Origin of the sequence: Haloarchaeobius baliensis (genome assembly GCF_052060055.1) — an archaeon.
GTDB classification, from domain to species: domain Archaea; phylum Halobacteriota; class Halobacteria; order Halobacteriales; family Natrialbaceae; genus Haloarchaeobius; species Haloarchaeobius baliensis.
Map to the genome: position 1 here is coordinate 1,592,284 of NZ_JBPPFR010000001.1, position 24,172 is coordinate 1,616,455.

Sequence of the window (24,172 nt, forward strand, 5' to 3'; positions counted from 1 at the left end):
CCGTCGGACGTCCCGTTACTGGAACGTCCGGCCGATCTGCTGTTCCTCGCCCGGGACGTCCTCCCGGCCGAAGCGCTGTTCGATCTCCTCGTAGCGCTGCTTGACCTCGTCGGTGACACTCGCGGTCACCTCGTCCATGGCGTCCTCGAAGTGGTCGGCGGTGATGCGGACGTTGCCGACGGACTCGGCCATCTGCTCCGGTTCGACGGAGTTGATGAACTCCCGGGTCGCGGCGAGCGAGGCCTCGCGGCAGACCGCCTCGATGTCGGCGCCGACGTAGCCGTCGGTGCGCGAGGCGAGGTCCTCGAGGTCCACGTCGTCCGCGAGCGGCTTGTTGCGGGTGTGGACCTCGAAGATGCGCTTGCGACCCTCCTCGTCGGGCACCGGGACGTGGACGTGGCGGTCCAGCCGCCCGGGGCGCAGCAGCGCGTCGTCGATGAGGTCCGGGCGGTTCGTCGTCGCGATGACGACGACGTCCTCCAGGTCCTCGAGCCCGTCGAGCTCGGTCAGGAGCTGCGAGACGACGCGCTCGCCGACGCCGGAGTCACCGGTCCGGGTGCCGCGTTCGGTCGCGATGGAGTCGATCTCGTCGAAGAAGATCACGGTCGGTGCGTTCGACCGTGCCTTCTCGAACACCTCGCGGACGCCCTTCTCGGACTCGCCGACGTACTTGTTCAGCAGCTCCGGCCCCTTGATGGAGATGAAGTTGCTGTTGGCCTCGTTGGCGACGGCCTTCGCGAGCAGCGTCTTCCCGGTGCCGGGCGGACCGTACATCAGCACGCCGCGGGCGGCCTCCAGGTCCATGGCCTCGAACACGTCGCCGTAGTCGAGCGGCCACTGGATGGTCTCGCGGAGGCGCTCCTTGGTGTCGTTCAGGCCGCCGACGTCGTTCCACGTGACGTCGGGCACCTCGACGAACACCTCGCGCATCGCCGACGGCTTGACCGACTTCATCGCCTCCTTGAAGTCGCCCTCGGTCACCTTGAGGTTCTCGAGCACCTCGGCGTCGATCTCCTCCTGTTCGAGGTCGAGCTCGGGGCGGATGCGCCGGAGTGCGTTCATCGCCGACTCCTTGGTGAGGCTGGCGATGTCCGCGCCGACGAAGCCGTGCGTGTTCTCGGCGTACTGCTCCAGCTCGACGCTGTCCGAGAGGGGCATCCCGCGGGTGTGGACCTGCAGGATCTCCAGGCGGCCACCGGTGTCGGGGACGCCGATCTCGATCTCGCGGTCGAACCGGCCGCCACGGCGGAGCGCGGGGTCGAGCGCGTCGACGCGGTTCGTCGCCGCGATGACGGTGACCTGGCCGCGCTCCTCGAGGCCGTCCATCAGCGAGAGGAGCTGGGCGACGACGCGGCGCTCCACGTCGCCGGAGGCCTCGCCGCGCTTGCTGGCGATGGAGTCGATCTCGTCGATGAAGACGATGGCCGGGGCGTTCTCCTCCGCCTCCTCGAACACCTCGCGGAGCTGCTCCTCGCTCTCGCCGTAGTACTTCGACATGATCTCCGGGCCGGAGATGGTGTGGAAGTGGGCGTCGATCTCGTTGGCGACGGCCTTGGCGATGAGCGTCTTCCCGGTGCCGGGCGGGCCGTGCAGGAGCACGCCCTTGGGCGGGTCGATGCCGAGCTGCTGGAACAGCTCGGGGTGGCGCATCGGGAGCTCGATCATCTCGCGGACCTGGTCGAGCTCGTCGTCCAGGCCGCCGATGTCCTCGTAGGTGACGTTCGGGACGCCCTCGGCGTCGCCCTCGCCGGCGGGGCCGACCTGCTCGGCGGGCGTCTCGGAGATCTGGATGTCCGTCGAGTCGGTGATGATGACGGTCCCCGACGGGTCGGTCGAGGCGATCTTCAGCGGGACGGACTGGCCGCTGCCGCCCATGGGACCGAACGAGAGCGAGAACGGCACCGTCTGGCCGCTGGTGACGGCCTGCCCGCTGAGTTTGTCGCGGACGAGCGGGCCGATGTTCCCCCGGATACGCAGGTTCTGCGGGAGTGCGACGGTGACGCTCGTCGCGGGCTTCACGTCGGCCTTCTCGACCTCGACGCGGTCGTCGATGCCGACGTTGGCCTGCTGGCGGAGGCGCCCGTCGATGCGGACGACGCCCTGGCCCTGGTCCTCCGGGTAGCCGGGCCAGACGCGGGCGACCGTCGTCGCGTCCTGTTTGCCGACGATGCGGATGTAGTCGCCGTTCTCGAGGCCGAGTTCTGCCATCGAGCCTCTGTCGATTGCGGCGAGCCCACGACCTGCATCCTTCTGCTTGAGGGGTTTGACGGTGAGTTTCATGCGTCGACCTCCATCTCGATAGTGAGGACGCCGTTTCTGATAAACGCTTGCGAGACGCCGGGGACGTCCAGCTCGTACTGCTCGTCACCCTGCCCGACGACGATGACCGTCTCGCCGATGACGTCCACGGACCCGCCGGCGAACGCCTCGCCGAGGTCCACTGCCACGACGCTGGCGTCGTCGTACGCGTACTGCCGGACGAACCGCTCGTCCTCTGCAGTGAAATCTTGGATATTCATGAGTTCAACTAACCTAAGGTTAGTCGCAATAGTATATAAATTCTTCGTCGACGGAACCACCAGACGGTAACGGGTTCTACTGTGTACGATGTATCTGCGGTTCACGACAGACTTAGGCTTTATGCCCTCGGGCGGGCAACTCCGAGTCATGCAGCAGGTCAGTCACCACGGCCGGACGACGACGTTCGAGGAGTTCGACCGTGGCGGGTCCGGGGAGACAGTACTGTTCGTACACGGGAGCGGTGGGAGCCGACGGCTCTGGAAGTCGCAGGCTCGGCTCGCCGACGAGTTCCCCGTGGTCGCACTGGACCTCAGCGGCCACGGCGGCGCGAGCGACACCGACGCCAGTGCCGGCTTCGAGTCGCTGTCGGCGTACGCCGACGACGTGCTCGCCGTCGCCGCGGAGACGGACGCGAGCGTGCTCGTCGGCAACTCGCTCGGCGGAGCCGTCGCGCTCCACATCCTCCTCGAACGCGACGCCGAGTTCGACGGGGTCGTCCTCGCCGGCACGGGCGCGAAGCTGGCGGTGCTCGACGACCTGCGTGACTGGCTCGCCGAGGACTTCGAGCGAGCCATCGAGTTCCTCCACGCCCCCGACAGACTGTTCCACGACCCCGACGAGCGACTCGTCGAGCTGTCGAAGGAGAGCATGCGTGCCTGCGGTCGGGCCGTGACCGAGCGCGACTTCCTGACCTGCCACGAGTTCGACGTGCGTGGCGAACTCGGTGGCACCGACGTACCGACGCTGTGCATCGTCGGCGAGTACGACCAGCTGACCCCGCCCAGATACCACGACTACCTCGCCGATGCGATGGACGGCCGCGTCGCGGTCGTCGAGGACGCCGCCCACCTCGCGATGCTCGAACAGCCGGAGGCGTTCAACAGCGCCCTCGCCCGGTTCGTCGACCGGGTCCAGGGGTAGTTCTCAGTAGATGCCGTCGAGCTCGTCCTCGACGTGGCTGTGCTCGTCGGCCGGGAACTCGCCGGACTCGACGGCGTCGCGGTAGGCGTCGACCGCGTCGGCCATCGCCGCGCGAACGTCGCCGAACTCCTCGACGAACGACGGCGTCCACGACGAGAGGCCGACGGCGTCGTCGACGACGAGCACCTGGCCGTCGCAGTCCGGGCCAGCGCCGATGCCGATGGTCGGCATCGACACCGTCTCGGTCACCTCGCGGGCGACGTTCGCCGGCACGTGCTCCAGCACGAGCGAGAACGCCCCGGCCTCCTCGTGGGCGACCGCGAGGTCGAGCATCTCCGCGGCGGCCTCCTCGGTGGTGCCCTGTCGCGCGTAGCCGAGCTGGTTCACGCGCTGGGGTGTCAGTCCCAGGTGGGCCATCACGGGGATGCCGAGCTGGCTCATCCGCTCTGTCAGCTCGACGGTGTGCGGGCCCGATTCGAGCTTCACCGCGTGGGCGCCGGCCTCCTTCAGCATCCGGCCGGCGTTCTCGATGCTCTCCTTCTCGTCGTGCCCGTAGCTCAGGAAGGGCATGTCTGCGACGACCAGGGCGTCCTCCGTCGCCCGCGAGACGGCCGCCGTCGCGCTCGCCATCTCGTCCACCGTCACCGGCAGCGTCGACTCGTGGCCGAGCTTCGTGTTCCCGATGCTGTCTCCCACCAGGATCACGTCGACGCCCTGCTCGTCGACGATCTCCGCCGTCACCGCGTCGTACGCGGTCAGCATGGTGATCGGCTCCTCACCGGCCTTCTCTCGCACGTCACGCACCGTGGTTCGCATGTCCCGACGTATGCTCGGCATCGGTCAAACGCCTGCCGGTTCCGGGACGGGTCCTGTTCACATGCAACGGTGGTGTCTCCCCGCGGGTCGAGACCCCGCATTCGAGTTCGAGCGCGGGACGGGGCCGGCGAGGTCCGCAGAGCGGCCCAGTGGCTGGCCGAAGCTGCAGCACGTGGAACGCTCCACCACGAAATCGGCAGACCTTACCCGCTGGCAGGGGGAGGACCGTCCGTGAGCGACGCAGACGCCGCGGAGGAGGACGAGGACCCCGTCAGCAACCCCGAGCAGGCGGTCGACGCGGCCGTGGACGGAACCGACGGGGACGAGGCCGTCGACTACGCGTGGGTCATGCGGACCACGTTCGTCGTCACCATCCTCGTCGGGGTGCCGCTGGTGACCCTCCTCTCGGTTCCGGTCTCGCTGCCGACGTGGAATGCGCGGGCGGAGTTCGCGGTCCGGGTCGGTGCCGTGGTCTGGTTCGTCACCGCCATCGGGGTCTACGTGTACGCGTCACGGCGGCGCTGAGCCGCCGGCGGTCACTCGACCCACCGGAACTCCGTGCCGGCGCGTTCGGCCGTCACCGCGTCCCGCTCGGAGTCGCCGACGAACAGTACGTCCTCGGGCGAGAGTCCCAGTCGGTCGACCGCGTGGAGCAGCGGCTCCGGGTCGGGTTTCCACGTCGAGACGGTGTCGCGACCGACCACCGGGCCGACGTGGTCGGCGAGGTCGTGCGTCCGGAGCGCGACCCGACAGGACGCCTCGCAGTTCAGCGAGCAGACGGCGGCGGGGCGGTCCTCGCGGGCGAGTGTCGTGGCGTATGGGAGGCGGTTCGACTCCCGGGCACCCTCGCGTTCGTGCGCCGCGATGGCCGCCTCGACGTCCTCGTAGAGGCCGTGCTCGCGGGCCTGGCCGAGCATCGTCCAGAGGTCGCTGTCGTCGGGACTGATGCCAGCGTCGGCGTACACCGCCTCGACGTCGCTTGCGACGGCGTCCCAGTCGACCACCAGTTCGACCAGCGTCCCGTCGAGGTCGTACACCACGCCGGCGTGCTCGCTCGTCATCGCCGGAGGGTTGGGTCGAGTCGCGGTTGAGCGTGTCGGTTCGTGTCGTGTGGCGTGTCCCCGTAGAACATACCTTCTTGGCCGACGCGGCCCAACGCCGACGTGTATGTCCTACACGATAGCCAGTACGGACGACGTGGACTCGGTCGTCCCCGAGGAGTACGGCGGCATGTGGTTCCTCAGGGACGCCCTCGACACGACGGCACTGGGCGTGACGATCCTCGAACTCGAACCGGGTGCGAAGGGCAAGGAGCACGACCACGCCGGTGACGGGCAGGAGGAGGTGTACGTCGTCGTCGCGGGCGAGGTCGCCGTCGACCTCGGCGACGAGACCGTCCACGTCGGCGAACACGAGGCCATCCGGCTGTCGGCCGACCAGACGCGCCAGATACACAACGACGGCGACGAGCGCGCCCAGCTCGTCCTCGTGGGAACGAACCCGTAGCCTGCGCGACGTCGCCGTTCCGACCGGCTCCGCAACCGTCAAACCCGTCGCCCGGGTAGGGACGGCCATGATAGAGAACCTCGCGGCCGGCGTCCGGGCGTTCACCAGCAACGCCTTCCTCGTCGAGGGCGACCGACGCGTGCTGGTCGACACCGGCGCGAACTTCGACATCACGGAGCCGCTGGCCGAGCACGGCGGCATCGACGCCGTCGTGATGACCCACACGCACCCGGACCACGTCGGCAACCTCGCCGACGTGAAACGCGAGTTCGACGTGCGGGCGTGGGGCTTCGACACCGACGAGCCGGGCATCGACGACCCCATCGGGGACGAGGAGACGGTCCGCATCGGCGACCACGACTACGTCGCGCTCCACACGCCGGGCCACAAGAACGACCACCTCTGCTTCTACAGCGAGGACGCCGGCGTCCTGTTCGCCGGCGACCTCGTCTTCCAGAACGGGAGCTTCGGTCGCACCGACCTCGCGGAGGGTGACCACGCATTGCTCGTCGAGAGCATCGACCGGGTGCTCGACGTCGTCGACGAGGACCTCGACGAGCTACACGTCGGGCACGGACCGTCGATGACGGACCGGCCGTACAGCCACATCGAGCTCGCGGCCCGGATGGCGCGGTCGCCCGGCCCCTAGACGTCCGCGAACGCCGACGTGGTCAGTTTCCGCATCGCGGCGCGGAGGTGCTCGTGGAACGTCGCCGTCGAGATGTCCATGGTGTCGGCGATCTCCGCGCCGCTCTGTCGACGTGGCTGGTCGAAGTAACCGCCGCCGTGGGCGGCCATGAGGACGCTCCGCTGCCGGTCGGTGAGCCGCTGGAGGGCGTCGTCTGACCGCGGGCCCGTCGCCTCGGAGCGCGTGAACTGTCGACGACGGATCAGCTCGGTGGTGTTGAACGTCTCGTCGATGACCTCGATGACCGGTCTCACACCGGTTCCGGGGTCGGTGTGGACGACGAACTGCGCCATGTCGTCTGCGAAGACGACCTGCTGGATGCTTCCGCCGAACGCGGCGATCTTCGCACTGACGGGCGGTTCACTGAGACGGACCTGGAGGTGGTGCACGTCCGGACCGGCCTCGAGGAGGTCGACCGACTCCCAGTGGTCGAGCGCCGACTCGGCCGCCTCGACGATCTCGACACCGGCGTCGTTCGCGGTGGCGTAGACGAGGAACTCGTCGCCCCCGAGCGGGATGGTCTGGCCGATCTCGACCCGGCCGTCCGCCGGCATCTCGATGCCGAGCAGGGAACCCAGATTCGACAGACGGAACTCCAGTTCGACGACCTCGTCGCTCATCAGCGCCCGTTTGCGCTCGATGGAGGCGATGGCCTGCCCGACGACCTCACCGAGTCCGTCGACCACGTCGCGCTCCGCCGCCGAGAACGCCGCTTCTCGCTCCGTGTAGACACAGAGGATGCCGTACAGCGTCGCCTCGTGGACGACCGGGATGACGGCTGCCGACCGGAACGCCCCGGTGTCGGTGTGTGCATCCCACCCGTCCGGCGGCGTGATGGATGCGGGACTGGTCGTCACCTGGAGCGTCCCGGTGTGTGTGGCTCGCCTGATCGGTCCTGTGGACAGCGGGTCGGAGACCAGCGACTCCGTGGCGGCCGTGGTCGGCGCGCTGATGTGAGGGGTGACCGTCCCGGAGGCCCGGTCGACGTCGCCGACCCACGCCAGCGAGTACGACTCCGAGCCGGCGAGGACCTCGCAGACGGCACGTTCCACGTCCTGACGCGTGGACTGCTCGATGACGGAGTTCGTCACCTTCCGGGCGACCGTGTTCAGGCTGTCGAGCGCGGCGAGCTCCCGACGCTGCCGTTTCAGTGTCCGTTCCCTGCGGAGGCGGTCGCTCACGTCACGCACCACCCCGACCCGTTCCACCTGTCCGTCGGCGTCGGTCAGGACCGCGAACGTCGCCTCTGCCCTGACGGTTCCCCCGTCCTTCCGCACGAGGTCCGCCTCGATCCGCCCGGTCTCGCGGTCGCCAGCCCGGAGCAGTTCGTCGTACTCGCTGGCGGTCTCGACGGTCTGTTCGTCGGCCACGAGCGAGACGTGCGCCCCGAGCAGTTCGTCGCGGTCGTAGCCCGTCATCGCCGCGTACGCATCGTTCACCATCGTGAAGTGCCCCGTCTGGTCGACGAGGTAGATACCGTCGTCGACGGCCTCGGCGATCAGTTCGTAGCGCTCGAGGCGACGTTCCCGCACCATCCGTTCGGTCACGTCACGGAGTGACAGCCCGAGGCCGGACTCGGTGGGGGCGAGCCGGTACTGGAGCCAGCAGCCGAGACGGGCGGACCGGAGCTCTGCCGACGTGGTCGTTCCGTCGACCATCGCCTCGTCGATCTGTGGCACCAGCTCCGCTGCGTCGAACTCGGGGATGCACTCCCAGACCGTCGAGCCGAGCAGCGGCTCGGCCGGGAGCGAGAGCAGCTCCACCGCCGGTTCCGAGACGTAGCGGACCCGGCCATCCGGATCGAGGGTCAGGAACGCGGCCTCGGCCAGCTGGTCGACGAGGGCCGCCGACCCGACCGGCAGCCACCAGACGCGGCCGCGTGCCCCAACCGCCTTCGTGGCGACGTAGCCGCCGTCGGCGAGCCGGTCCAGCTTCTCGAAGGTACTCCGTCTGCCCGAGTCGAGTTCGGTCGCGACCTCCGTGGTCGTCAGCGGCGTGCCCGGTCTCTGCCTGTCGAAGACGGCCAGCGTCTCCCGCAACGCGTCCGTCACCACGAACGACGACATGGCTACTACTCACGACTCGTCTTATTGAACCCTCCGTCGACGGAGTGCAGATCGTCCGTAACCGGTCACCAGACGACCGCGTTCGGCCGGTACACTCGATACGGTCGACGCATCCCGCCACGCGGAACGGGCTGGCACGCCAGACGGCCTGCTGGCTGCCCTGATATCTCAGGGGGAGCGCCTACACCCGTACAGCCTGAGACTGAGGGTACGGCCCTCGCGGGCTGAGAATCCATGAGTACCGAAACGACAGGTCCGTTGTCGCCGGGACAGCTCGACCACTATCATCGCACACTCTCGCACCGATGGCGACGCATCGTCGTCTCGGTGCTGGACCGACGACGAGCGGTTCGTCGCGGCGAGCTCGCGGCGGAGATCGCGGGCCGGCCCGAGGTCGACTGCTCGGTCGACCGGGTCGAACTCGCACTGCACCACTGCCACCTGCCGATGCTCGCCGACGCCGGCGTCCTCGAGCTCGACGGGGAGACCGTGCGGCGGCGGGACCCGGGGTTCGCCAGGCTCTCGGAGTTGAACCGGCGGCCGACCCTCTGAGGCGTCGTCGCGACGACGGCGTCGAGGGCGACGGGTCAGGAGAGCGCGGCCGTCACGAGCGCCTCGTAGGCGACCTCGTACGCGTCGGCGACCGTCGCGGGATGGGAGCGTTCGTCGCTCGAGAGCGCGGGGAGCGTACAGGTCGCGAGCGGGTCACAGAACGACAGCACGTCCTCGACACGTTCCTCCAGCCGCCCCTCTCGCGGACTCCCGCTGACGGCTTCGCAGGCACGTCCGTAGCGACCACCGTCGTAGACCCGTGCCCGTTCGGGCTCGACGACGGCGACGGCGTCGAACGCGACGTCCTGGAGCGGAAGCGCGATGTCCGCGTAGGACTCCACGACCGCCCGGTCCGCTCGCTCGACGGTCTCGCGGACCTCCGCGAGCGCCGGGGCGTGCAGCCGCTCCATCACGGAGTTGAGCTCGTCGAGCGACTGCACCCGGTGAGCGTCCGCGAGCGGCAGATGCGTCCGGGCGTCGTCAGGCACGTCGGCACGCTCGTTCACCACGAACTGGTCGCCGACCCGGTCGAGCACGAACTGGCGGTGGCTCGCACCGATGATGCCGGTGTCAGACCCCGGTGCGGGCCGCCAGAGCCGGTGGAGTGGGTTCAACGCCTCGGGGTCGAGGTCGCCCGGGCTCGCCGACGCGAGCCGCCTCGCGTCCTTGCCGTACAGCCGGCCCTCGGTGACGGCGGCGAGGTAGTCGTCGTGGTCGAACCAGTGGTCGTTGCCCGCACGGGGCTTGAACCCGGGGGCATCGAGGTACTCACAGAGGCCGGTCGAGAAGGTGGTCTTCCCGGCGTCGACGCGGGCGTCGCCGGCGACCAGGAGTCTCATGTGTCGAGGCCGTAGTACCCGGGCTCGTCGTCGGACCGTGGGGTGGCGACCACGAGGTCGTCCGCGTTGCCGATTATCCACGGGATGGCCCAGTCGAGGAGCACGTCCTCCGTCTCGCGGTCGAGCTCCGCGTCGGTTTCGAGCCCCTGCAGGAGGCGGGCGATCTCGTAGACGGTGTACATCTGGCCGGGTTCGAGGAGCTCCGCCGGCTCGTAGAAATCACACGGGTGGAGGTCGTCGAACTCGGACTTCGAAACGGGCATGGGCTTCCGTAGGACGGTGTCCGACCTAAAGCGTACGGTCGAGAGTCGTCGCTGACGGGGAGAAGACGGTCGAGACGGAACCGGGGCACAGACTCCCGGTCCGCTCGACACAGGGACGGCCCGGCGACCGACAGGATGACAGGCGGTCGTGCGTGGCGCGCGGGTCGACGGGCCTGGGTGCAGTGTGCGAGTGTGTCCGCTCGCGGTGGTGGTGGTGGTGCTGCGTTCGGCTATCGGGTCGCCGCCGGTGATGGCGGCCAACGGAGACCGCAGTGGCACGGGTCGACTGCGGCGTATCGCAGCACGAGAAGCTACCGCCCCCCGGTGGGTAAAGCTATCGGATTTAATATATATTCTTCTCTGAGGAGGGTGGTGGTCTCGGGAGCGATACGTAGCTCTCGATAGGGGGCGTGTCCCTCGCCCGGATCGACACTGCGTGTCAGTGGCAGCCGCGGGGGCCGGGCAACCTAAGTGGACGGCAGGACTGACTCCGGTAATGCTCGGTGGGCTCTCGGTCACCACCCTCTACCAGACGACGCTCCTCGGCACGACAGCGCTGGCACTCCTCGTCGCTGGAGTCGCCTGGCGGAACCGCCCCAACACGGGCGCCCGATATCTCGCCCTGAGTGCCGTGGGCGTCGCGATCTGGACCGCGCCGTCGCTCCTGCAGAGTCTGACCGTCTCGCTGGTCGCAGACGAGCTGCTCAGCCGGGTCGCCTACGTGGGCGTCACCCTCACGATGCCGTCCTGGTTCCTGCTGGCGGCCGAGTACACCGGACACGAGCGGTTGCGGACGAGACAGGTGCGCTTCGTCCTCTGGGGGGCCTCGCTCGCGATGCTGGTCGTCGTGCTGTCCGGGTTCCTCGTCGACCACGGACTCATCTACACCCGGCTGTTCGAGAACCCGGGGACGCTGACCGGACTCGGTGTCGACCACGGAGCGGTGTTCTACCTGTGGACCGTCTTCGGCTACGCCCTCTCGCTCGGTGCCCTGGCGATGTTCCTCGGGTTGTTCTACCGGTCGGCCGACCTCTACCGCAGACAGGCCGCCGTCGTCATCCTGTCGGCGTTCGCCCCGTTCGTCGGGAACGTGCTCTACGTCACCGAGGCCATCGCGGTGGACGGGACGCCGTTCGGCTTCGGCCTCGGGAGTGCGGCGCTGGCGTTCGGCGTGTTCGAGTTCGGCCTGACCGACGTGACGCCGGTTGCCCGCGAGTCGCTGATGGCGAACATCAGGGACGGCGTCCTCGTCCTCGACGACGAGGGTCGCATCACGGACGCGAACCCGGCCGCCAGACGGCTGCTTGGACTGGACGCTGCGGGGATCGGACGCGAGGTGACCGCCGTCCTCGACGGTCCGGTCGGCGACATCGCGGCCGAGGTCGGCGACGAGGAGTCCCAGACCCTCGTCACGCTCGACTCCGCCACCGGGCAGCGATTCGTCGACGTCCGGGTCTGGCCGCAGTCCGACGACCGCGGCCGCTCGCTCGGCCACCTGTTCTACCTCCGCGACGTCACCGAACGCGAGCACCGGGAACGCGAACTGGAGCGCCAGAACGAGCGGCTCGACCGCTTCGCGAGCCTCGTCAGCCACGACCTCCGGAACCCGCTCTCCGTCGCTGCGGGGTACGTCGAGCTCGCCAGGGAAACCGGGGACGTCTCCCATCTGGACGACGTCGTCGTCGCCCACGAGCGCATGGAGGAGCTCGTCGAGGACGTGCTCACGATGGCGCGCGAGGGGGAGACGGTCACGGACCCGGAGCCGGTCCGCGTCGACGAGGTCGCGGCAGACGCCTGGCACACCGTCGAGACGAACGGTGCCAGACTCGAGAGGCGCACCGACCGCACGGTGCTCGCGGCCCCGACACGGCTGCGCCGTCTGTTCGAGAACCTGTTCCGGAACGCGGTCGAACACGGCGGCTCCGACGGGGGACCGCTGACCGTCACCGTCGGGGACATCCCGGACACCGACGACGACGGGCCGGGCTTCTACGTGGCCGACGACGGCGTCGGCATCCCGGCAACGCGACGCGAGGAGGTGCTCGACGACGGCTACAGCACCAACGAGGCGGGAACCGGTCTCGGGCTGTCGGTCGTCCAGTCCATCGCCGACGCTCACGGCTGGGCCGTCCGGGTCACCGAGAGCGAGTCCGGTGGCGCGCGGTTCGAGTTCGTCGGTACCGCGGCGGGGATGCCGGCGACGCCGCCGTCCCCCGGTACCTGACCGGGAGCCGAGAGGAACACACCGTCAGCAACGCCACTGAACCCCGAGACAGTTTCTTTCCGCGGCTCCGGCCGTGGGATATTTACCCTTCCTCGTCGAACGAGGGTGACATGGCACTCGCCGAGACAATTTACAACGCTTCGTTAGTTCTCTCGATACTGGTCAGCCTGGTCGCGCTGTTTATCGCCTGGCAGTACAGCGACCGACGGGAGTCGAACGCCATCGTCGCGCTGGTCGTGGGTTCGATCGCCTGGGCCAGCTGCTCCCTCTGGTACGCCGTCGCGACGACGGACGCGACACGCATACTCGCCTCGAAGGCGGCCTACTTCGGCATCACGCTCACGGTCGCGGCCTGGGTCGTCTTCGCGCTGCTGTACACTGGCCGGGAGCACCTCGCCAAACCCAGCACGTACGCGCTGCTCGCCGTCGAGCCGGTCATCGCGCTCGCGCTCGTCTGGACCGGGTATCGGAACCTCTGGTGGAGGGATATCATCCGCGAACCTGCGGAGGCGGGGCTTGCGATCAAGATGACGTCCGGCCCGGCGTTCGTCGCCCACAGCGTCTACTCCTACGGGCTGATGCTCGCGGCTGCGTTCCTCGTCCTGCGGCACGTCTACCGCTCGCACTCCATCTACCAGCGACAGGCCGCGGCCATGCTCGTCGCCATCATCACACCGCTGGTCGGCAACGCGCTGTTCATCACCGGCCTCGTCGAGACGGGCGGGCTCGACCTGACACCCATCACGTTCGCCGTGAGCGGCATCGCCATCACGGTCGGCATCACCCGCTTCGGTCTGACGGACGTGGCACCGGTCGCCCGCGATACCGTCCTCGACAACATCTCGGACGGCGTGTTCGTCCTCGACGACTCCAACGCCATCGTCGAGATCAACCCGGAGGGCAAGCGACTGCTCGGCGTCGAGGGCCAGCAGGTCGTCGGCTCGGCCATCGAGGAGGTTCTCGACGCCGAGGACCCGCTCTACCGGCGCTACAGCGACATCGACGAGGCACAGGAGGAGATCGCCGTGGACACCGACGAGGGGCGGCGCTGGTTCGACGTGGACGTCGACCAGCTCGAGAGCGACGAGGGCGAGGACGTCGGTCGCCTCTTCCTCGTGCGTGACGTGACCGAACGAAAACGTCGCGAACAGGAGCTCGAACGGCAGAAGGAGCAGCTCGAGCGGTTCACCACCATCGTCTCGCAGGACCTCGACGAGCCGCTGGACGTCGCCGAACGGTCCGTCAATCAGGCACTCAAGACCGGCAAGGGTACACACCTGAAGACGACGCGACAGGCGCTCCGCAGCATGGACGCCATCGTCGACGACATGGTGACCCTGGCTCAGCAGGGCGAGCTCATCACCGACGACGAGATGGAGTTCTACCCGGTCGCCGACGTGGCCGAAGAGGCTTGGGCGAACGTGCCGACCGCGGACGCGACGCTCGACGTCCAGACGAACCGGTTCGTGCGTGCGGACCGGAGCCGGCTGGTCCGGCTGTTCGAGAACCTGTACGTGAACGCGGTCGAACACGGCGGTCCCGACGTCACCGTGGCGGTGGGCCTCCTCTCTGCGGCCGACGGCTCCGCCGTCGCCGACCCCGCCGAACGGGGGTTCTACGTGAGCGACAGCGGCACCGGCATCCCCCAGGACCAGCGTGGACGCGTGCTCGAGGCTGGCTACGCGAGCGACGACGACGGCACGGGCCTGGGGCTGGCCATCGTCGACTCCATCGCCGACGCCCACGGCTGGGACGTACACGTCACGGACGGCGGTGACGGCGGTGCACGGTTCGAGTTCACCGGCGCTGTCGTCGACTGACTGCCGCGCTGGTGCGAAAAAATCCGGTGGTGTACGGCTCGTCGCTTACTCGAAGTGCTCGACGCACTTCTGGTACTCGTCGGCGACCTTGTTCCAGTTCACGACGTCGAAGAAGTTGTCGATGAAGCTGCCGCGGTCCGGACCGTAGTCGTAGTAGTAGGAGTGCTCCCAGACGTCGAGCGCGAGGATGGGGTGTGCGCCCCAGAGCGCGCCCTGGTCGTGCTTGTCGACCTTGACGTTGCGGAGCTGCTTGGCGACCGGGTCGTAGACGAGCAGCGCCCAGCCACCGGCGGCCGAGGCGGCCGCCTCGAACTCGCCCTTCCAGCCCTCGTAGGAGCCGAAGTCAGCCTCGATACGGTCCGCGAGGTCGCCCTCGGGCTCACCGCCGCCGTTCGGAGACATGTTCTCCCAGAACAGCGTGTGAAGGTAGTGCCCACAGCCGTTGTGGGTCACGTTCCCGAGCGCACCGGCGGACGAGGAGTGGTCGCCCGACTCGCGGTTCTCCGCGAGGGTCTCCTCGGCCGCGTTCAGACCGTTGACGTACCCCTGGTGGTGTGTGTCGTGATGCCAGGTGAGAACCTGTTCGGAGATGGACGGTTCGAGTGCGTCGTAGTCGTACGGAAGCGGCGGCAGTTCTGCGTGTGATTTCTCGGCCATTTGTATCACCCAGTCCTACCATACGGTCGATTCCCGTTTAAAAGTTTAGAACCCGTATGGGTCTAGTTGGCAACCCGGTTCTCCGTGGCCGCCGTCGCCTCGAACTCGCAGGGGACGTGGAGCGTGATCGCGTTCCCCGTCTCCGCCTCGCTCTCGAAGTCGATGGTGCCACCGATGGAGCGGACACCCCAGACCGCCAGCCAGAGGCCCAGCCCGCTGGTGTGGTCGAGCGGGGTCTCCGTGCCTGATTTGAGCACCTCGCGCTCGCGCTCCGGGATGACCGGACCGTCGTCGGCAACCGTCACCGAGACGTAGCCGTCGTTCCCCGGCGTGACGAAGACGGTCACCGAGGCGTTGTCCTCGCTCGCGGCGTTCTCGAACAGGCTCCACACCACCGGCTGGATCGTCCGGGGGCAGTAGAGCGTCCCCTGCTCGGTGGTCCAGACGGTCTCGAACGAGGCCGTGGTGTACTGGTTCCGGCCGCGCTCGACGACGCGGGCGAGCATCGTCTCGAGGGGTTCGTACGTCTCCTCGTCGGCGCTCTCCAGCAGCCGCTCGATGCGGCGTGCGGTGTCGCCAAGCGAGGCGACCTCCGTCGCACGCTCCCGGATGGTCTCGACGAGTTCCAGTTCGTCGTCGTCGACCGTGGTCGAGAGCTCCTCCGCGCAGGCCGCGACGATGTTCATCTCGTTCCGGAGGTTGTGCCGGAGCACGCGGTTGAGCACGTCGAGGCGCTGCTCGTCGTGGGTGCGCTCGGTCACGTCGCGCATCGTCACCACCCGGCCGATGCGACGGTCGTTGCTGTTCGTGATGTCGGAGACAGAGACGTCGAAGTAGCGGCGCCCACGCCCCGTCTCGACCTCGACCGTCTCGTGCTCGTCCTCCATCGCCTGGGGATACCCGGGGATGGTCCGGGCCGCATCGCGTCCGAGTGCGGCCGTGGCGTCGTAGCCGAAGATGGTCGAGGCTGCCTCGTTCGCGTCGACCACGCGGTTGCGCTCGTCGATGACGACGACCGGGTCCTCCATGCCCTCGACGACCACGTCACGGGCGATGGAATCTGGCACGGGAACCGCCTCGAACAGGTCGAGCTCGTTCAGGGCCACGTAGCTCGCGACGCCGGTCACCAGGAACGCGATGGGCGTCGGGTCGAGCGCGACCATCGGCACGTCGAGCACGTGGACCAGGTTCCCGACCCAGGGGGCGAGCACGGCGGTCAGCAGCGCGAGCGACTGTCGCCGGTGTGTCGGACTGCGGTCGAAGACCAGCGAGACGAACAGGAGCGACCCGCCGAGGACGACCAGGTAGGCGTAGCCGACGCCGAGGTAGAACAGCGGGCCGAACACGTGGTCGACGACGTAGGTACCCCCCTGGTCGACGAGCTGGGGCTGCTGGTAGATGAGGCCGTGGTGCTCGAACGTGGCGACGAACCCGAGCACCGCCGCCGGGACGACGAGCAGCCCCGCCACCGTCCGCCAGCTGACGTACCGGTCACGGCCGGTGTACTCGAGCGCGAACAGGAACCAGAAGACGGGGATGGTGAGGCTCGCGAGCCACTGGAGCTTCATGAACGGGCGGCGTGTCGCCATCGTCTCGATCGGCAGCTCCAGCGCGTAGAACAGCGCCCACCACGCGACCGCGACGAGCATCGCCGCGAGCCACGTCGCTCCAGGCTTCGGTCGTTGTCGGTAGGCGAGCCAGGCGACTAACGTGGCCACGACGGCGGTGATGAGGAGCCCTGACATGGGAACGAGCGAGACGGTCATTTCCGTGTGGAACCGATGTACATCGGGTTGTCGTCCCACGCCCTTAACTCGACTGGCAATATCGAGGAGCGATTTCAAACGGCGAGGAGGACGAAACACAGCATGACGGCGTACTGGCAGTCACGACAGGTACCGAGCCGTCCGAGGTCGACGTCACGTCCGACGAGTGCGGTGACCAGCAGCGAGTAGACGACAGCCGGAACCAGCGCGAGGGCGAGGGGGACGGCGAGCACACCGGCCGTCGCCGCAGCCCCGAGGAGCGCGAGGGTGACACCGTCGAGGGCGAACAGCACGAGCTGGGTGCGGCGGACACCGAAGACGGTCGCCATCGTGTCGACGCCCTCTGCACGGTCGCCTGCCACGTCACGGGCGTTGAGCACCTCGCCGGCGACGACGGTCTGGAGGAAGAAGAAGACGCAGACGACGACCGCCGCGGGCGTCACGGCGGCGTCCGCGTAGGTGACCGGGATGAACGCGACGAAGATGGCCCAGGCACCGGCGACGAGGACGGTGTTCGCGACGAGCACGTCCTTCACCCGGGTGCCGCCGTCGACCGGGAGCCACGGCGTGCTGTACAGCACCGCGGCGACAGCCGGGACGAGCGTCAGCAGGAACGAGTCGAGGCCCTCCAGTGCAGCGACGAGGAGTGCGAGGACGTACGCACCGAGCGTGCCGACCAGCAGCGCCTCGCGGTTCCGGGCGACGAAGCCCGCCCGTTCGGGACAGTTGACCTCGTCCTCGGCGTCGACCAGCTTGTTCGAACCGTACACCGAGAAGGTGACGAGTCCGGCGAGCAGCACCGCGGTGGTGACCGGCAGCGACAGCAGCAGCGACACCACGACGACCTTCGTCGCGGCGACGGCGCCGTCGATGAAGGAGGCGTGTTTCGCGACCCCGAACGCGCGCTCGACGGCGGTGGTGGGGTCCGGGAGACGGTACGTGAACTGTTCGGGCCTGTACGGGTCGTTCGATTGACTCATAGAACGTTCGACACAGGGTGGCGCGCTCGGAAATAGCTTGGTGAGATGGCCAACAATAATTACGACAGGATAAGAATTTTATTATGTACTGCAAAACACGACCGGAAACCCTCCCTCACTCGCCGCGTGCCGATTCGAACATCGAGAGCGCCTGCTCGCGCCGGTCGCCGTGGTCGACGATCGGTCGTGCATACTCCGGGGCCCCCTGTTCCCGCATCAGCTCGCTGGCCTCGTGCCAGCCGTGGATCAGCGACGGGTCGGCGTCGCGCAACTCCGGCACGTACTCCGTGATGTACTCGGCGTCGGGGTCGTAGCGCTCGCCCTGGGTCATCGGGTTGAAGATCCGGAAGTACGGCTGGGCGTCGGTGCCCGTCGAGGCGGCCCACTGCCAGCCGCCGTTGTCGTTGGCGGTGTCGTGGTCGACGAGGTGTTCGCGGAAGTGCGCGTAGCCCTCGCGCCAGTCGACGAGGAGGTCCTTCGTCAGGAACGAGGCCACGATCATCCGCACGCGGTTGTGCATGTACCCTTCCTCGCGGAGCTGTCGCATCCCGGCGTCGACGATGGGGTAGCCCGTCTCGCCGTCCTTCCAGGCCTGCAGCTCGTCGGTGTCGTTCCGCCAGTCGATGGGGTGCTCGTACTGCCTGTAGTTCGCCGAGACCACCTCGGGGTTGAAGAACAGCACGTGGTGGTAGAACTCGCGCCACGCGAGCTGGCTCTGGAACTCCTCGACCGACCCCCGTTCGGACTCGGAGTCGGCCAGGTCGGCGGCGGCCGCGGTCTCCTCGTACACCTCCCGTATCCCGATAGTGCCCCACCGCAGGTCGGCGGAGAGCCGCGACGTGCAGCCGTCGGCGGGGTAGTCCCGTCGCTCCTCGTAGTCGTAGATCGGGCCGTCGCAGAACGCGGTGAGCCGGTCACGCGCGGCGGCCGTGCCCGCCGTCTGGACGTCGGCGGTCGGCTCCTCGAAGCCGAGTTCGGCGAGCGTCGGGAGCGGCTCCGGCTCGGGCAGCTCCTCGGCGTCGACGAGCGCGTCGGCGTCGGGGGCGTCGACGGGGTCGGACTTCGGCCGGTCGCGCCACTTCTTCCAGAAGTAGGTGTACACCGAGTACGGCTCGCCGTCGTTCGTGGTGATGGAGCCGGGTTCGTGGTGGAGGGCGTCGGTGACCGACTCCCGGGCTACGTCGACCGCGTCGAGGCGTCGACGGACGTCAGCGTCACGCTCGTTCGCGAGGCCGGAGTAGCCCTCGGCCCAGGTGACGCGTCCCGCCCCGAGGTCGGTGGCGAGGCCGGGGAGCACCGTCCGCGGGTCGCCCCGACGGACCAGCAGGTCGCTCCCGCGGTCGCGGTAGGCCTCGCGGAGCCGGGCGAGCGCGTCGAGCATGAACGCGACGCGGTTCGGCGACCCGTAGGCGAGGACCTCGTCGTCGAACACGAACACGGGTGCGACGGGACCGCGCTCGTCCGCGTGGTCGGTCGCCGTGGCCAGCGCCAGATTGTCGGCGGCCCGGAGGTCGTCGCGATGCCAGTGGAGCTGCATACCCGTAGGCACTGGCGGTTGCTCCCTTAAGCTACTGCCAACGGACGGTGGGTCGCTACACCTTCCGGTCCGGCGGGACGACCCGTTCGGGCGCCATCCGGACGCCCGGACGCGTCCGGATACCGGCCCCGAAGCCGAACACGGCGGCGAGGACGGCGATGGCGAGCCCGTACGCCGGCGCGGCGACGCTCGCACCGGCGACCACGACCGCGCCGGTGATCCCCCACGCGATGTGCTCGCCTCCCACGAGGTCGGCGGTGGCCTGACAGAGCCCGACGAGTCCGATGGCGGTCCAGACCGTCCCGAGCCCGACGAGCACGAACAGGACCGGCATCGCGATGAGCGAGACGATCGGGTCCCGTCCCGCGGCGAACCAGAGGACGAGGAGACACCCGGCGTACACGACGGCGACGACGCTGCCGATGAGGAACGAGCTGAGCAGTCCCCGTCTGACGCGCTCGACCGCCGTCGTCCCGTAGTCCGGGAACAGTCCGACGATCAGTATCCCGAGCAGTAGTGTCGAGGCGGAGAGGATGACGGCCCGAACTGGAAGCGAGAGCGTCCAGAACGCGCCGAGGTCCCCCAACCCCGTTGCCGATGCAGTCGCTGTCGTGCCAGCCCCCACGCTGGCCACGGTGGCAAACTCCCCCATACACGACCCCATGCACCGCACTACCAAAGAAGTATCCCACCAGTTACCAGAGTATACCGACACTTCTGGAAAGCACCGATGACGCCAGCACGCGCTACAGCGGCTCCTCGCCGTCGATGATGCGCTGGGCCCGGTCCGCGAGCGCGGGGACCGCCTCGCGCATCTTCGGGTAGAGCGGGTCGTCGGCGTCGCCGGCGAGGTGGCGCGCGAAGAACATCTCGCCGAGTCCGCAGAGCTTGTACACCGCCAGTGCCCGGTAGAACCGGTCGTTCGTGTACTCGATGCCGGTCGCGGCCTCGTACCGGTCGACCAGTTCCCGTCTGGTCGGGTAGCCCTCGTTCTCGAGGAACGCGTCGAAGAACTCCTCGGAGACGGGGTCGGGGTCGTCCGCGTCACGCCAGAACGACAGCATCCAGCCAAGGTCGGTCAGCGGGTCCCCGAGCGTGCTCATCTCCCAGTCGAACACGCCGACGAGCTCCGGTTCGCCGGAGAGGTCGTACATCACGTTGTCCAGCTTGTAGTCGCCGTGGACGAGCGTGTGCGGGTGCTCCTCGGGGGCGTTCTCCTGGAGCCACTCCATCACGTCGTAGATGGCCGGCACCTCGCGCTCGTCGCTGGTCTTCGAGAAGGCCCAGGTGAGTTGCTCCGACCAGCGTCGCACCTGCCGCTGGGTGAACCCCTCCGGGTGCCCGAACTCCGAGAGGCCGACGTCGTCGACGTCGACGGTGTGGACGGCCGCGAGCGTGTCCACCAGCTCCTCGCCGACGCGCCGCCGGTCCGCCGGGTCCGTCAGTGGGTCGCCGTCCGCGCCGCGGACGACGGTGCCATCGAGGCGCTCCATCAGGTAGAAGTCGCTCCCCACGACGTCGTGGTCGTCGCAGGCGAGGACGGTCCGGGGGAGCGGCACGTCGGTCGTCTGGAGCGCGTCCACGACCGAGTACTCCCGCAGCACGTCGTGAGCCTTGTCCGCCGTCTCGCCCGGCGGCGGTCGGCGGAGCACGAGCTCCTGGTCGCCCCAGGTGACGAACAGCGTCTCGTTGGAGTGGCCGGCCTGGTGGCGGCGTACCTCGTAGTCGTCGGCGTCGCCGAGGTTCGCCCGGAGGTACGACTCCAGGGCCGCCTCGTCGACGAGCCGGTCGAAGTACTCGTCGGATGCGTCTGTCACGGCCTGGCAAAGGGTGGCATCGTAGGAATAACCTCGGGTGGGAGCAGCGACGGCCGTGAACGGCCCGCGAGTTCACCGCCGTGGTGTGACAGCTTTTCACCCCGGCGTTCGAAGCGGTTGGCATGGAGTACCACGACCCGGACGTCGGACAGGAGGTCGCCGACCGCGCCCGCGAGTTCGTCGAGCAGGAGGTCATCCCGGTGGAGCGGGAGTGGCTCGGCAGCGAGTCGGTCCCGGACTCGGTCGTCGACGACCTGCGCGAGACCGCCCGCGAGTACGAGGTGTACGGGCCGCAGATCCCAGAGGAGTTCGGCGGACTCGGCCTGGACTTCCGTGCGATGCTCCCGGTGTTCGAGGAGGCCGGACGGAGCCTGCTCGGCGGCCTCGCGATGCGCTGTGCGGCCCCCGACGAGGGCAACATGCACACGCTCGAGATCGTCGGGACGAAGGAGCAGCAGAAGCGATGGCTCGCGCCGCTCGCGGCCGGCGAGATGAACTCCGGTTTCTGCATGACAGAGCCGATGCAGGGGGGCGGATCGGACCCGAAGATGCTCAGTACCACGGCCGAGAAGGAGGGCGACGAGTGGGTCATCGACGGCCACAAGTGGTGGACGACCGGCGGGGGCGACGCCGACATCTTCCTCGTCATGGCCCGCACGGACCCCGAGGCCCATCCCTACGAGGGTGCCAGCATCATCCTCGTTCCCCGCGATACCGACGGGCTGGATGTCGTCCGCGACATCCCCCACATGGGCGGCGAGCCGGTCGGGTCCAGCCACTCCGAGGTCACGTTCGACGGCGCCAGGGTCCCCGTCGAGAACACGCTCGGCCCCGAGAACGCCGGCTTCGCGGTCGCACAGAAGCGCCTCGGCCCCGCCAGGCTCACCCACTGCATGCGCTTCGGCGGGATGGCCGACCGCGCGCTCGACATCGCGACGGCGTACGCCAGCGAACGCGAGGCCTTCGGCGAACCCATCGCCGAGAAGCAGGCGCTCCGGTTCCGCGTCGCCCGCCAGCGCACCCGTCTGCACGCCGCCCGGACGATGATCCGCCACGCGGCCGACGACATCGCAGCCGGCGAGGAGGCGCGCATCGGCGTGGCCATGGCGAAGGTCTTCACCGCGAACGTCGTCCAGGACGCCATCGACGAGGCCGTCCAGATCTGCGGCGGCAACGGCATCGGGAAGGACCTGCCGCTCGCCGACTTCTACGAGAACGTCCGCGCGTTCCGCATCATCGACGGCGCCGACGAGGTCCACCTCCGGAGCATCGCCCGCGACGCGTTCGCCGAGCCGAAGCTGGACGAGCTGGAGAACGTCACCCGGTTCGGGCAGTAGTCAGGTCCGGATCTCGAACCGTGCGCCGCCGGCCGCCGATTCCGAGAGTTCGACCCGCCAGCCGTGGGCGTTCACCACGCGCTCGACGATGGCCAGCCCGAACCCGGTGCCGTCCGGGTCCGAGCTCTGACCCGCCTCGAACAGCCCGTCGCGAATCGACTTCGGGACGCCGACGCCGTCGTCGGCCACGTAGAAGCCACCGGCCGCCAGCGTGCCAGCCGTCACCGTCAGCTCCCGGTCGGCGTCGTCGGGCACGGCGTGGTCCAGTGCGTTCCGGTAGAGGTTCTCGAACACCTGTAGCAGCCGGTCCCGGTCGGCGTCGACGGTCGTATCGTCGACGACGGAGAGCGTGGCATCCCCGCTGTCGACGTTCTCCCAGGCGTCCCTGGCGACCGCCTCGACGGAGACCGGATAGCGGGCACCGATCTCCCGACCATCGCGGGCCAGGGTGAGGACACCCTCGATGATGTTCTCCATCCGCTCGTGGGCAGTCGCGATCTCGTCGAGGTGGTCGTGGTCGACCTCCTCGCCGACGATCTCGAGGTAGCCACGGGCCACGCTGAGCGGGCTCCGGAGGTCGTGGCTGACGAGGTGTGCGAACTCGTCGAGGCGCTCCTTCTGCCGTTCCAGCTCGCGCTCGCGCTCTTTCAGCTCGGTGATGTCGGAGGAGATACCACAGACGCCGACTGGCTCGCCGTCGTCGCCGTACAGCGGTACCTTCACCGAGTAGTAGATGCGCTCGCGCCCCTCGAACTCGCCGGACTCCTCGATCTGGACGGGTTCGCCCTGTTCGATCGCCAGCCGGTCGTTCGCACGGACCTCCTCGGCGTGCCGGTCGTCCTGCAGTTCGAAGTCGGTCCGCCCGACAGCCTCGCCGGGGGCGAGGTCGAGCAGCTCGCGGAAGCGGTCGTTGATGAGCTGGTAGCGACCCTCGAGGTCCTTGATGTAGATGTTCGCGGTGGTGTTGTCGAGGATGGCCCGCAGCTGCTCGTTCGTCCGTCTGAGGTCCGCCTCGCTCTCCAGTCGGTCGAACGCCTGGGTGATGTGGGTGACGAGCAGTTCGGCCAGCTCCTTGTCGGTCTCGGTGAACGCGTTCGGCTCCTCGGAGATCGCCTGGAACACGCCGTAGCGGCCGATTGGGACGCTGACAGCGGAGCGGAACTCCGGCTGGTCGGGTTCGGCCGTCCGGTCCTCCTCGACGTCCCGGACCAGCACCGACTCACGCTCGCTGTAGGTGTGCCCGAGCACGCCATCGTCGACGGTCGGGAGGTCGCCCTCCGGCCGGTAGCTGCGCTCGGTCTGCGGGACGAACGTCCCGTCCTCGACGACGTAGACACCCGAGACGTCGAAGTCGAGGATCCGCTCGGCGGCGACCAGCGCCTGGTCGACGACGGTGTCACGGTCGTGCGCACCGGCGATGGCGACCGCGTGGTGGTGCAGCCCCTCGAGGCGGCCACGTGTCTCCTCCAGGCCTCGCTCGGCCCGGTACTGATCGACGGCGTTCCTGATGCGCCGGCGGAGGAGCTGCCGTGCCTCCGTCCCCGTCTTGCGGAGATAGTCGGTGACGCCGGCCGAGATGGCCTCGCTTGCTACCGACTCGGACCCCTGCCCGGTGAAGATGATGAACGGGAGTCGCTCGTCGCGGTCCCTGACCGTCTCGAGCAGTTCGAGGCCGTTCATCCCGGGGATATCGTACTCGCTGACGACGCAGTCGACCACGCTCTCGTCGAGGCGTTCGATGGCCTCCTCGCCGCTCGTCGCGACCGGACAGGCCATTCCGGCCGCCCGCAGGTACTCCGCAGTCCTGCGGGCGGCGTCCGGGTCGTCGTCCACGCAGAGGACGCGGAGGTCGTCTGGCATCCG

General features: G+C 68.6%; 22 protein-coding genes. 8 read left to right on the forward strand and 14 right to left on the reverse strand.

The window, feature by feature from the left end; all coding sequences use genetic code 11:
* Positions 1 to 15: 15 nt before the first annotated feature.
* Both ACSG06_RS08065 and ACSG06_RS08070 read right to left on the reverse strand, forming a co-directional pair.
* Positions 16 to 2,280, reverse strand: coding sequence for a CDC48 family AAA ATPase (locus ACSG06_RS08065; RefSeq protein ID WP_440989750.1), 2,265 nt, complete (start codon positions 2,278 to 2,280; stop codon positions 16 to 18).
* Positions 2,277 to 2,519: a DUF7127 family protein gene (locus ACSG06_RS08070; protein WP_440989751.1), complete on the reverse strand. Its 243-nt coding sequence runs from the start codon at positions 2,517 to 2,519 to the stop codon at positions 2,277 to 2,279. Before ACSG06_RS08070 ends, ACSG06_RS08065 begins: the two co-directional genes overlap by 4 nt.
* Positions 2,520 to 2,667: 148 nt before the next feature.
* On the opposite strand from ACSG06_RS08070, the gene ACSG06_RS08075 reads away from it, so the two are divergent.
* Entirely contained in the window at positions 2,668 to 3,441 is a 774-nt protein-coding gene (locus tag ACSG06_RS08075) for an alpha/beta fold hydrolase (protein ID WP_440989752.1), read from the forward strand.
* A gap of 3 nt (positions 3,442 to 3,444) precedes the next feature.
* Here the strand turns inward: ACSG06_RS08075 and panB are convergent, their stop codons facing one another.
* Positions 3,445 to 4,257, reverse strand: a complete 813-nt coding sequence (gene panB / locus ACSG06_RS08080) for a 3-methyl-2-oxobutanoate hydroxymethyltransferase (RefSeq protein ID WP_440989753.1) — start codon at positions 4,255 to 4,257, stop codon at positions 3,445 to 3,447.
* Between the two features lie 348 nt (positions 4,258 to 4,605).
* On the opposite strand from panB, the gene ACSG06_RS08085 reads away from it, so the two are divergent.
* Positions 4,606 to 4,782: a DUF5822 domain-containing protein gene (locus ACSG06_RS08085; protein WP_440990302.1), complete on the forward strand. Its 177-nt coding sequence runs from the start codon at positions 4,606 to 4,608 to the stop codon at positions 4,780 to 4,782.
* An 11-nt stretch (positions 4,783 to 4,793) separates the two neighbouring features.
* Here ACSG06_RS08085 and ACSG06_RS08090 read toward each other — a convergent pair whose 3' ends face one another.
* On the reverse strand, positions 4,794 to 5,318 hold the full coding sequence (locus ACSG06_RS08090) for an HAD family hydrolase (RefSeq protein ID WP_440989754.1): 525 nt from the start codon (positions 5,316 to 5,318) through the stop codon (positions 4,794 to 4,796).
* Positions 5,319 to 5,424: 106 nt separating this feature from the next.
* On the opposite strand from ACSG06_RS08090, the gene ACSG06_RS08095 reads away from it, so the two are divergent.
* Together ACSG06_RS08095 and ACSG06_RS08100 are read left to right on the forward strand one after the other, a co-directional pair.
* On the forward strand, positions 5,425 to 5,763 hold the full coding sequence (locus ACSG06_RS08095; protein ID WP_440989755.1) for a cupin domain-containing protein: 339 nt from the start codon (positions 5,425 to 5,427) through the stop codon (positions 5,761 to 5,763).
* A 67-nt stretch (positions 5,764 to 5,830) separates the two neighbouring features.
* The gene (locus ACSG06_RS08100) at positions 5,831 to 6,412 is read left to right on the forward strand and encodes an MBL fold metallo-hydrolase (RefSeq protein ID WP_440989756.1); all 582 of its coding nucleotides are present in this window, start codon (positions 5,831 to 5,833) and stop codon (positions 6,410 to 6,412) included.
* Here the strand turns inward: ACSG06_RS08100 and ACSG06_RS08105 are convergent.
* Positions 6,409 to 8,517 (reverse strand): bacterio-opsin activator domain-containing protein, encoded by a 2,109-nt coding sequence (locus ACSG06_RS08105; protein ID WP_440989757.1) that lies wholly within the window; start codon positions 8,515 to 8,517, stop codon positions 6,409 to 6,411. The two genes, ACSG06_RS08100 and ACSG06_RS08105, sit on opposite strands and share 4 nt — an antisense overlap.
* 234 nt (positions 8,518 to 8,751) lie before the next feature.
* Here ACSG06_RS08105 and ACSG06_RS08110 point away from each other — a divergent pair, with 234 nt between their 5' ends.
* Positions 8,752 to 9,069, forward strand: a complete 318-nt coding sequence (locus tag ACSG06_RS08110; protein ID WP_440989758.1) for a DUF7344 domain-containing protein — start codon at positions 8,752 to 8,754, stop codon at positions 9,067 to 9,069.
* 35 nt (positions 9,070 to 9,104) lie between these two features.
* Here ACSG06_RS08110 and ACSG06_RS08115 read toward each other — a convergent pair whose 3' ends face one another.
* On the reverse strand, positions 9,105 to 9,908 hold the full coding sequence (locus ACSG06_RS08115; protein WP_440989759.1) for an ATPase: 804 nt from the start codon (positions 9,906 to 9,908) through the stop codon (positions 9,105 to 9,107).
* Positions 9,905 to 10,171 (reverse strand): DUF5827 family protein, encoded by a 267-nt coding sequence (locus tag ACSG06_RS08120; RefSeq protein WP_440989760.1) that lies wholly within the window; start codon positions 10,169 to 10,171, stop codon positions 9,905 to 9,907. Before ACSG06_RS08120 ends, ACSG06_RS08115 begins: the two co-directional genes overlap by 4 nt.
* 496 nt (positions 10,172 to 10,667) lie before the next feature.
* Between ACSG06_RS08120 and ACSG06_RS08125 the strand changes: the two genes are divergently transcribed.
* Both ACSG06_RS08125 and ACSG06_RS08130 read left to right on the forward strand, forming a co-directional pair.
* Positions 10,668 to 12,395, forward strand: coding sequence for a sensor histidine kinase (locus ACSG06_RS08125; protein ID WP_440989761.1), 1,728 nt, complete (start codon positions 10,668 to 10,670; stop codon positions 12,393 to 12,395).
* Between the two features lie 110 nt (positions 12,396 to 12,505).
* Positions 12,506 to 14,215: a histidine kinase N-terminal 7TM domain-containing protein gene (locus ACSG06_RS08130; RefSeq protein WP_440989762.1), complete on the forward strand. Its 1,710-nt coding sequence runs from the start codon at positions 12,506 to 12,508 to the stop codon at positions 14,213 to 14,215.
* A gap of 45 nt (positions 14,216 to 14,260) precedes the next feature.
* Here the strand turns inward: ACSG06_RS08130 and sod are convergent, their stop codons facing one another.
* The 6 genes from sod to ACSG06_RS08160 all read right to left on the reverse strand — a co-directional run bounded on the left by sod (position 14,261) and on the right by ACSG06_RS08160 (position 20,972).
* Entirely contained in the window at positions 14,261 to 14,872 is a 612-nt protein-coding gene (gene sod, locus ACSG06_RS08135) for a superoxide dismutase [Mn] (protein ID WP_440989763.1), read from the reverse strand.
* 62 nt (positions 14,873 to 14,934) lie between these two features.
* Entirely contained in the window at positions 14,935 to 16,617 is a 1,683-nt protein-coding gene (locus ACSG06_RS08140) for a sensor histidine kinase (RefSeq protein WP_440989764.1), read from the reverse strand.
* A 95-nt stretch (positions 16,618 to 16,712) separates the two neighbouring features.
* Entirely contained in the window at positions 16,713 to 17,618 is a 906-nt protein-coding gene (locus ACSG06_RS08145; protein WP_440989765.1) for a UbiA family prenyltransferase, read from the reverse strand.
* A gap of 115 nt (positions 17,619 to 17,733) precedes the next feature.
* The gene (locus tag ACSG06_RS08150) at positions 17,734 to 19,155 is read right to left on the reverse strand and encodes a cryptochrome/photolyase family protein (RefSeq protein ID WP_440989766.1); all 1,422 of its coding nucleotides are present in this window, start codon (positions 19,153 to 19,155) and stop codon (positions 17,734 to 17,736) included.
* Positions 19,156 to 19,210: 55 nt separating this feature from the next.
* Entirely contained in the window at positions 19,211 to 19,807 is a 597-nt protein-coding gene (locus tag ACSG06_RS08155) for a DUF8173 domain-containing protein (protein WP_440989767.1), read from the reverse strand.
* A 94-nt stretch (positions 19,808 to 19,901) separates the two neighbouring features.
* Positions 19,902 to 20,972 carry a phosphotransferase family protein gene (locus tag ACSG06_RS08160; RefSeq protein ID WP_440989768.1) on the reverse strand — a complete coding sequence of 357 codons (1,071 nt, stop codon included), beginning with the start codon at positions 20,970 to 20,972 and terminating at the stop codon, positions 19,902 to 19,904.
* A gap of 122 nt (positions 20,973 to 21,094) precedes the next feature.
* Between ACSG06_RS08160 and ACSG06_RS08165 the strand changes: the two genes are divergently transcribed.
* Positions 21,095 to 22,309, forward strand: a complete 1,215-nt coding sequence (locus tag ACSG06_RS08165; RefSeq protein ID WP_440989769.1) for an acyl-CoA dehydrogenase family protein — start codon at positions 21,095 to 21,097, stop codon at positions 22,307 to 22,309.
* Here the strand turns inward: ACSG06_RS08165 and ACSG06_RS08170 are convergent, their stop codons facing one another.
* Positions 22,310 to 24,169: a sensor histidine kinase gene (locus ACSG06_RS08170; RefSeq protein WP_440989770.1), complete on the reverse strand. Its 1,860-nt coding sequence runs from the start codon at positions 24,167 to 24,169 to the stop codon at positions 22,310 to 22,312. It lies immediately after the preceding gene.
* Positions 24,170 to 24,172: the final 3 nt, after the last annotated feature.

Coding starts and splice junctions, on each gene's coding strand:
- ACSG06_RS08065 (WP_440989750.1), bottom strand. CDS start 2,280: ATGAAACTCACCGTCAAACCCCTCAAGCAGAAGGATGCAGGTCGTGGG.
- ACSG06_RS08070 (WP_440989751.1), bottom strand. CDS start 2,519: ATGAATATCCAAGATTTCACTGCAGAGGACGAGCGGTTCGTCCGGCAG.
- ACSG06_RS08075 (WP_440989752.1), top strand. CDS start 2,668: ATGCAGCAGGTCAGTCACCACGGCCGGACGACGACGTTCGAGGAGTTC.
- panB (WP_440989753.1), bottom strand. CDS start 4,257: ATGCGAACCACGGTGCGTGACGTGCGAGAGAAGGCCGGTGAGGAGCCG.
- ACSG06_RS08085 (WP_440990302.1), top strand. CDS start 4,606: ATGCGGACCACGTTCGTCGTCACCATCCTCGTCGGGGTGCCGCTGGTG.
- ACSG06_RS08090 (WP_440989754.1), bottom strand. CDS start 5,318: ATGACGAGCGAGCACGCCGGCGTGGTGTACGACCTCGACGGGACGCTG.
- ACSG06_RS08095 (WP_440989755.1), top strand. CDS start 5,425: ATGTCCTACACGATAGCCAGTACGGACGACGTGGACTCGGTCGTCCCC.
- ACSG06_RS08100 (WP_440989756.1), top strand. CDS start 5,831: ATGATAGAGAACCTCGCGGCCGGCGTCCGGGCGTTCACCAGCAACGCC.
- ACSG06_RS08105 (WP_440989757.1), bottom strand. CDS start 8,517: ATGTCGTCGTTCGTGGTGACGGACGCGTTGCGGGAGACGCTGGCCGTC.
- ACSG06_RS08110 (WP_440989758.1), top strand. CDS start 8,752: ATGAGTACCGAAACGACAGGTCCGTTGTCGCCGGGACAGCTCGACCAC.
- ACSG06_RS08115 (WP_440989759.1), bottom strand. CDS start 9,908: ATGAGACTCCTGGTCGCCGGCGACGCCCGCGTCGACGCCGGGAAGACC.
- ACSG06_RS08120 (WP_440989760.1), bottom strand. CDS start 10,171: ATGCCCGTTTCGAAGTCCGAGTTCGACGACCTCCACCCGTGTGATTTC.
- ACSG06_RS08125 (WP_440989761.1), top strand. CDS start 10,668: ATGCTCGGTGGGCTCTCGGTCACCACCCTCTACCAGACGACGCTCCTC.
- ACSG06_RS08130 (WP_440989762.1), top strand. CDS start 12,506: ATGGCACTCGCCGAGACAATTTACAACGCTTCGTTAGTTCTCTCGATA.
- sod (WP_440989763.1), bottom strand. CDS start 14,872: ATGGCCGAGAAATCACACGCAGAACTGCCGCCGCTTCCGTACGACTAC.
- ACSG06_RS08140 (WP_440989764.1), bottom strand. CDS start 16,617: ATGTCAGGGCTCCTCATCACCGCCGTCGTGGCCACGTTAGTCGCCTGG.
- ACSG06_RS08145 (WP_440989765.1), bottom strand. CDS start 17,618: ATGAGTCAATCGAACGACCCGTACAGGCCCGAACAGTTCACGTACCGT.
- ACSG06_RS08150 (WP_440989766.1), bottom strand. CDS start 19,155: ATGCAGCTCCACTGGCATCGCGACGACCTCCGGGCCGCCGACAATCTG.
- ACSG06_RS08155 (WP_440989767.1), bottom strand. CDS start 19,807: ATGGGGGAGTTTGCCACCGTGGCCAGCGTGGGGGCTGGCACGACAGCG.
- ACSG06_RS08165 (WP_440989769.1), top strand. CDS start 21,095: ATGGAGTACCACGACCCGGACGTCGGACAGGAGGTCGCCGACCGCGCC.
- ACSG06_RS08170 (WP_440989770.1), bottom strand. CDS start 24,169: ATGCCAGACGACCTCCGCGTCCTCTGCGTGGACGACGACCCGGACGCC.